The organism is Pseudomonas sp. GM102 (assembly GCF_000282555.1).
Lineage (GTDB): Bacteria > Pseudomonadota > Gammaproteobacteria > Pseudomonadales > Pseudomonadaceae > Aquipseudomonas.
Map to the genome: position 1 here is coordinate 184,431 of NZ_AKJB01000057.1, position 6,372 is coordinate 190,802.

General features: G+C 56.5%; 9 protein-coding genes and 1 pseudogene. 3 read left to right on the plus strand and 7 right to left on the minus strand.

Features of this window, described 5'->3' with window-relative positions; translation table 11 throughout:
• Positions 1-22 precede the first annotated feature (22 nt).
• Both PMI18_RS15775 and PMI18_RS15770 read right to left on the minus strand, forming a co-directional pair.
• Positions 23-364, minus strand: coding sequence for a hypothetical protein (locus PMI18_RS15775; protein ID WP_007900344.1), 342 nt, complete (start codon positions 362-364; stop codon positions 23-25).
• A gap of 146 nt (positions 365-510) precedes the next feature.
• Positions 511-915: a RidA family protein gene (locus tag PMI18_RS15770; RefSeq protein ID WP_007900345.1), complete on the minus strand. Its 405-nt coding sequence runs from the start codon at positions 913-915 to the stop codon at positions 511-513.
• Positions 916-1,059: 144 nt separating this feature from the next.
• Here PMI18_RS15770 and PMI18_RS15765 point away from each other — a divergent pair, with 144 nt between their 5' ends.
• Positions 1,060-1,986, plus strand: a complete 927-nt coding sequence (locus PMI18_RS15765; RefSeq protein WP_007900346.1) for a LysR family transcriptional regulator — start codon at positions 1,060-1,062, stop codon at positions 1,984-1,986.
• 70 nt (positions 1,987-2,056) lie between these two features.
• Here PMI18_RS15765 and PMI18_RS30330 read toward each other — a convergent pair whose 3' ends face one another.
• Complete coding sequence (locus PMI18_RS30330) at positions 2,057-2,356, minus strand: general stress protein (protein ID WP_007900347.1); 300 nt, start codon at positions 2,354-2,356, stop codon at positions 2,057-2,059.
• A 289-nt stretch (positions 2,357-2,645) separates the two neighbouring features.
• Between PMI18_RS30330 and PMI18_RS15760 the strand changes: the two genes are divergently transcribed.
• On the plus strand, positions 2,646-3,203 hold the full coding sequence (locus PMI18_RS15760; protein ID WP_007900348.1) for an ATP-dependent Clp protease proteolytic subunit: 558 nt from the start codon (positions 2,646-2,648) through the stop codon (positions 3,201-3,203).
• A gap of 44 nt (positions 3,204-3,247) precedes the next feature.
• On the opposite strand, the pseudogene PMI18_RS15755 reads toward PMI18_RS15760, so the two are convergent.
• The 4 genes and pseudogenes from PMI18_RS15755 to PMI18_RS15740 form a co-directional block, all read right to left on the minus strand.
• Positions 3,248-3,520 (minus strand): annotated as a pseudogene (locus tag PMI18_RS15755) (hypothetical protein); the annotation flags it as partial.
• 115 nt (positions 3,521-3,635) lie between these two features.
• Positions 3,636-4,460: a DUF3618 domain-containing protein gene (locus PMI18_RS15750; protein WP_007900350.1), complete on the minus strand. Its 825-nt coding sequence runs from the start codon at positions 4,458-4,460 to the stop codon at positions 3,636-3,638.
• On the minus strand, positions 4,457-4,900 hold the full coding sequence (locus PMI18_RS15745) for a phage holin family protein (protein WP_007900351.1): 444 nt from the start codon (positions 4,898-4,900) through the stop codon (positions 4,457-4,459). Before PMI18_RS15745 ends, PMI18_RS15750 begins: the two co-directional genes overlap by 4 nt.
• Positions 4,900-5,541, minus strand: a complete 642-nt coding sequence (locus tag PMI18_RS15740) for a hypothetical protein (RefSeq protein WP_007900352.1) — start codon at positions 5,539-5,541, stop codon at positions 4,900-4,902. Before PMI18_RS15740 ends, PMI18_RS15745 begins: the two co-directional genes overlap by 1 nt.
• A gap of 365 nt (positions 5,542-5,906) precedes the next feature.
• Between PMI18_RS15740 and PMI18_RS15735 the strand changes: the two genes are divergently transcribed.
• Positions 5,907-6,338, plus strand: a complete 432-nt coding sequence (locus tag PMI18_RS15735) for a nuclear transport factor 2 family protein (RefSeq protein ID WP_007900353.1) — start codon at positions 5,907-5,909, stop codon at positions 6,336-6,338.
• Positions 6,339-6,372 lie beyond the last annotated feature (34 nt).

Genomic DNA, 6,372 nt, shown 5'->3' on the forward strand with positions numbered 1-6,372 from the left:
ATTTTTAAAAAGCGGTTACCGGTTACAGGCATTCCTGCGCGGCACGTTCGAAACTCGAAGGCATGAAGTTCGATGCCAGCAAGTGGCGCTCATACAAAAACACCTTGCCGCCATTCGGGGCCTTGTAGGCTTCGAGAACGTTGTCTGCCGCGACTTTGCTCGGCACCACGATCCGGTAGCTGCGCTGGGTTTGCGAGACCGTCGGGTTCAGTGCGCTGCCCTGCAACTTCGGTATCACGCAGTCGGCGTACTCGGCAGGCGTTTTTTTCGTCTGCAAGGTCTGCGTCGGGTCGTTCGGCGCGGAGGCACAACCGGCCAGCAGCAAGGAGGCGAAAGCCATGACAGGAACAAATAAAGGGCGCATCGGTGAAGTCCTGAAAATAAAAAGTCTGGTTCATTGAGCAGCGTCTTCGATGGGGGCGATTTTCCACCTTTGCCCAACAAACCAGAACTTGCGTTTCTCGATTGTCACTATTACTTGAACCGATAGTTACGCCGCGCTATCGCAGGTCAGCTCTTGATGGTTTCAGGAAGCTTGGCGATCACCTTGATCTCGAACTCAAAGCCATACAGCCACGTGACTCCGACGGCGGTTAATGTCGGGTGCGGTGCGTTACCCCAGAACTCCGGCACAACCTTCCAGATCGTTTCGAACTTGTCTTGCGGATCGACGATGAAGACGGTGACGTCAATCACGTCGTCGAAGGTGCAACCGGCAGATCCCAGGATCGCGTTCAGATTGTTAAATGCGAGCCGAACCTGGGTCTCCAGGTCGGGCTCGGGTGAGCCGTCTTCGGTACTACCGACTTGCCCCGAAACGAATAAAAAGCCATTGGACCGGATAGCCGGCGAATAGCGATTGCGCTCATAAAGCGCTTGGCGTCCGGGCGGAAAAACAACATCACGCTTGCTCATAAAGTGCCTCCTTCAACGGATCAAAGCCGACCCGCAATTAATGATGAAAGAGACTTTAAGGACTTGTGCCTGCCCGATAAACGAGCAACTGTAGCCATCACTGTTTGTAAAACCCAAACAATCCAATAGATATCCGGGGCAGAAATGGACCGTTTCGATGCGATGCTGGCATTTGCTCGGGTGGTGGAAACGGGCAGCTTCACCAAGGCGGCCGAAACACTGCATATGAGCAAGACGACTGTGACGCAACTGGTGCAGCAGTTGGAGGCCCGGTTACGCGTCAAATTACTCAACCGCACGACGCGCAAGGTCAACGTAACAGCCGATGGCGCGGTCTATTACGAGCGCGTCGTACGTTTGCTAGCCGACATGGACGATGCCGAGACTAGTCTGTCCAGCGCCTCGGCCCTGCCCCGGGGCCGGCTGCGAGTGGATGTGCCCAGCCCGTTGGCCAGCATGATTCTGGTGCCGGCGATGCCTGCGTTTCATGCTCGATACCCTGACATCCAGATCGACATGGGTGTCAGCGATCGCATCGTGGACATGATCGGTGAGCATGTAGATTGCGTTGTGCGCGGCGGTGAACTAACCGATCAGTCTCTGATGGCCCGGCGGGTAGGCGAACTCCAGTTGGGCGTTTATGCGGCACCGAGCTACCTGGAGCGCCTCGGTACGCCGTCGCATCCGCAGGAGCTGGAAGATTCGCATCATCGTGTCGTCGGCTTCCTGTGGGCACGCACAGGCAAAGCCGTGCCTTATGCCATGCGCCGCAACAGCGAGAGCGTCCATATCAAGGGGCGCTACGTGCTGGCGGTCGACGATGGTAATGCCTACATCGCGGCCGGCCTGGCCGGCCTCGGAGTTCTTTGGCTGCCAGACTACATGTCCAAGCCATACGAAGCGCGCGGCGAGTTGGTCCGTTTGTTCGAAGATTGGCGCCTCGATCCGATGCCGATCTATGTGGCCTTTCCACCGAACCGGCATATCAGCTTCAAGTTGCGCGTATTCATTGATTGGGTCGCTGAGTTGATGGCACAGCATGCGCCTGTCACGGACCGGCATGACCCGTAAGACGACAGGAATCTGACCCGGATAAAACCAAGCCCCGCCAAAAGCGGGGCTTGATGTATTTCACTCGGCATCAGGGTTTACGCCCGCCGCCGGGATATTGCCCTCCTCCTTTCTTGCCTGCGTCAGAAGATTTCTCTCTGTCTTCGACAAAGTTGTCTGGGCGTCCTCCTCCCTGTCCGCTGCCAGAACGATTGGTATCACTGGATTGACGGCCCCCTGAGGCCTGTCCACCTTTTTTGCCGGCATCGGGGGAGCGTTGCGGATCGTTCATCATACCGCCGCCCGACTCCCCGCCTTTTCTACCGGTTTCGGAGGCTTTTCCAGGGTCATTGGCAAAATTGCCTGGGTTCTTGTTTCCGGTGTTAGCCATTTCCATTCTCCTCATTGTTATTCACGAGCCTTCGTCGTCGGCTCGTCTAATTCCGAGGTTTTCTGCGATTGAAAGTTTGAACTGATCTGTCGCTCTTGCGACAAGCGGATCGGGATGATTAGTTCCAGAAAACTCCGGATGCGGCGACTAATGGGTGTGAGTAAAACGAGATAAAAATGGGTTCGGCTTATACAAATTGATGAAAGAAAAGCGCGTTGAGGTCTGGCATCATTCAAGCAGTTACGCTGAACTGTCAGCTCTCTAATTTATCCTGTGTGGAGGTACGTCGATGACCGAGCACATCGTCCACTTTCATTGCCAGATTGATCAGGGCACGATGGAACGCTTCAGGGACTGCTGCCTCGACGCTATCGACCAGGGCGCCTCCTCCTTACTGCTGAATCTCTCCACCAGCGGCGGCAGCACCAATTTTGGTTTCGCCCTCTATACCTTCCTTAAATCCCTGCCGGTGCCGCTGTGCGCGATCAATGCCGGCAACATCGAGTCGATGGGCATCATCATGTACCTGGCCGCCGGCCGACGGATCACCGCGCCCCATTCGCGGTTTCTGATTCACCCCATGAATTGGTACTTCAGCCAAAGCTCGGTCGACCATCAACGGCTGCGCGAATACCTCTCAAGCCTGGATAACGACCTCGCGCGTTATGTGCAAATCTTTGCCCTGGAAACCGCCCACGCGGATACCAAACTGGACATTTTCCATTGCCTTTCAGCAGAAGAAAAAGTAATCGCGGCGCATGAATCCCTGGCCTACGGAATCGCCCACGAAATGCATCAGATGGTGTTTGCCGATAACGTCAAACACTGGAAAATCAGTGGCGGCTGACGCATGTTCCAGATGGCACCGATACCGATATGTCAGGTGCCCGAAATGGGGTGAATATCCAGGGTCATTCCGTCACTCAATATGAGTTTCAAATCCTTGATAGTACCGGCCACACGGTCCTTGAACACCGGCTCGTCTTCGGGATCAAGTACATCGTAGATAAAGCGATTGCCCTCAAGCCAGCCGATGGCCGTGTGCAGTTCGGGCGCGAGGTAATACTTGCCGTCCAGAAAAAAACCGGCAAACGGTTCGACCCTTTCCCGATTCTCGATTTCGTAGCGCACACCTGGGGTCATGCCTGTGGATTCATCAATCATGATGCGTACCTCGTCATGGTGCCTGATCTTGGCGTTCGGCCCGTTTCAGGGCATCGATAAACCGGGCTCGGCGGGACGCCTGTGCATCAGACCTCCCGCCTTGCCCTGATACCTGTCAAGAAGTCCCCAAGCCACGTGACAGATCGGCTGGGGTTTCGGACGCGGTCTTGCGCATCTCGCCCGTTTCTCCCGCGATTGACGCGTGGGGCTCCGTGGTTTCCATCACCTTTTCGCGCACCGCCTCATAGCCCTCCCGTGCTTGCTGTTTGACCTTGCCGGTGAGGCTTGCGCTGGTCCTGCCCAGATAGCGACGCTCCGTCGCGGTGGTCGGTAGTGCTGCGCCCAGCAACGCTCCCACCGCTATACCGAGCGCGGCCATCATCAGTGGCTGCTCTTTAAGCAGATGACTGAACTGGTCGCCCATTTCATGAGTCCTGCGCGCCAGGCGATCACTGGTGTCATGCACGGCGTGACTGAGGTGATCGGTCTTCGCATGCAGGCTATCGCTCAGGTGCGCGGCCTTACCCTTGACCGCCTGATAGCTGTCCTTGAGCGAATCAGTGGTGTTGTGCAGACGCTGTCGGGCGCTGTCCATGCCATCGGCGAGCCCTTCGGCCAAGTCATCGGCCCAGTCGACATCCGGCTCGACGCGATATTCCCGGGGCGTTGGCGGGCGATTCTGGCTCATCATCAACCACATCAGCCCGACCGAGGTCAGCACCGCGGGCACGGGGTTGTTGCGCACACTGGTGCCCAGGTTGGTCAGGAAGGTCGAGCCGTTGCTTTGCATCATCAGCAGCGCCTGATCGAACATCTGGCCAGGGGTAAACTTGCTTTCCAGCGCGTCGACGATATGCCCGATGTTCTCCCGTTGCGCATCGATTTCACGCTCGATGGTTTCCGGGCTCTTGGCCGCTTCGGTTTTGAATTCTCGGTTCATGACACTTTCCTCCGCAGGGCTTCCTGGTCTTTGTTCAACGCGTCCAGGGTGCGATCAGGCTTGAAGTGGGAAGGCTCGAATTGTTTTTTGCCTGCCTGCAGCATCACGAACCCGATGACCATCACCACGACGCCGACAATCAGCGCAGCCAGCCAGGGCGCCATCACCAGGCTCAAGGCATAGACGGCCGCCATCAGCACAATGATGAACCCGGCGAGCAGCACAATGGCGCCGCCGGCGACCCCGGCAATCCCTGCTTTCAACGTCGTCAGGCTGGCCTGTAATTCCACCTTGGCCAACGCCAGCTCCTTGGTGAATAACGCCGGTACTTCCCGAGTTAACTGGCGCAATAAACCGACCACGGAAGCGTCATGATCAACCGTCGTGACAGACGGTGTGACGGGTGGTGTGGGTTGCAGTTCTGGATCGTTTCTGTTCATCACCGTTCTCCTGTGAAGGGGCTGGACCCCGGCATTGAGGAACTATCGCCACGATGGTCGGGCGCACTCGGCGAGGACGGCGTGATGCCAGTGGCCAACCCGGGCGACAAATCGCCTCCAGATGGCATCGATGTTTCATACAGTCCTTGCGAGCCATCGCCACTGAACGTGGGGGTGCTGCTTTGGGCGGCGAACTCACGGTCGGTCGTTATCGGCAGGGTCGCCGTGCCCGCTTTAAGGAACCGCGACAGACCGAACCCCACCGCGATGCTGCCGACAATGAACAACCCTGGATTTTCGCGTGCCAAGTCAGCGCCATCGTGCAAAAGCTCTTCGGCACTTTTACTGCGCAGTTTTCCCGCCAGGCTGCTCATGCTATCGGCCATGTCTGCCAGGTAGTCGGACATCCCGAACGTATCGTTTGTCCTGATCTCGGAAACGACGGACTGGGCGCCTCTGGCCAATGCTTCAATCTGATCCGCTGCGGTATCGCGGTATTGACCGAACTGCTCATCGGCCTGATGCCGTGCATCGCCTATCGCTTCGGTAACCTCCTCCTTTAAATGCTGAAAGTTTTGTTCGGAGCCTGCGGGATCCCGAGGGGCATCCGGTTGTCCGGTCCTGCTGTCTGGAATAGTCATGTCATCCCTCGCCTTCGTAATGAACACGTCAGGAAGTGGCCGCGGTGTGCCCGCGGTGGTGCTTCATTGCAGATGACGAGGGTGTCTGGCAGGGAGTTCCAAGCAGATGATGAAGTGATAAAAAGCGCGCTCGCGGGAGCGCAACCCTGTGGGAGCGAGCCTGCTCGCGATAGCGTCATGTCAGTCGATATCTTCGTTGCCTGACACTCCGCTATCGCGAGCAGGCTCGCTCCCACAGGATTGCGTTTTATTCACTGGTATCGGGTGGATGCATCCCGTAACAAAAAATCTGCTAAGTTGTACGATGACAGACGAGATACCTATCTCTCGTCTGTCATCCCTATAACAACAAGGAAAAAATACCCATGAAAAAAACGAAATTGCTTATCGGCTTCTTGTGCCTCTTCAGCGGCTATGTGATGGCAGCCCCCTCCTCGGGCGAGAAGGATGTCGCTGTGGCGGTAGACCATCTGACGCAAGCCATGCTGACCAAGAACATTCCCCAACTGAATGCGCTCACTGCTGAAAACCTCACCTACGGCCATTCCAACGGGAAAATCCAGGACAAGAAAGCGTTCATCGCCGACATCGAAACCGGAAAAAGTGCTTTCAAGACACTGGAGATGCAGGGCCAGACCATCACGCTGTCGGGTGATGTGGCATTGGTCCGGCATCATTTTTCGGCACAAGCCATCAAGGGCGAAGAGATAGTTCCGACGGAAATCGAGAACTTCCAGATCTGGCAGAAACAGAAGGGCAAATGGCTACTGGTCGGACGACAAGCGTTCCGTTTCTGAAATTGAGGATGTCGATGATCGTTCCCACGCTCTG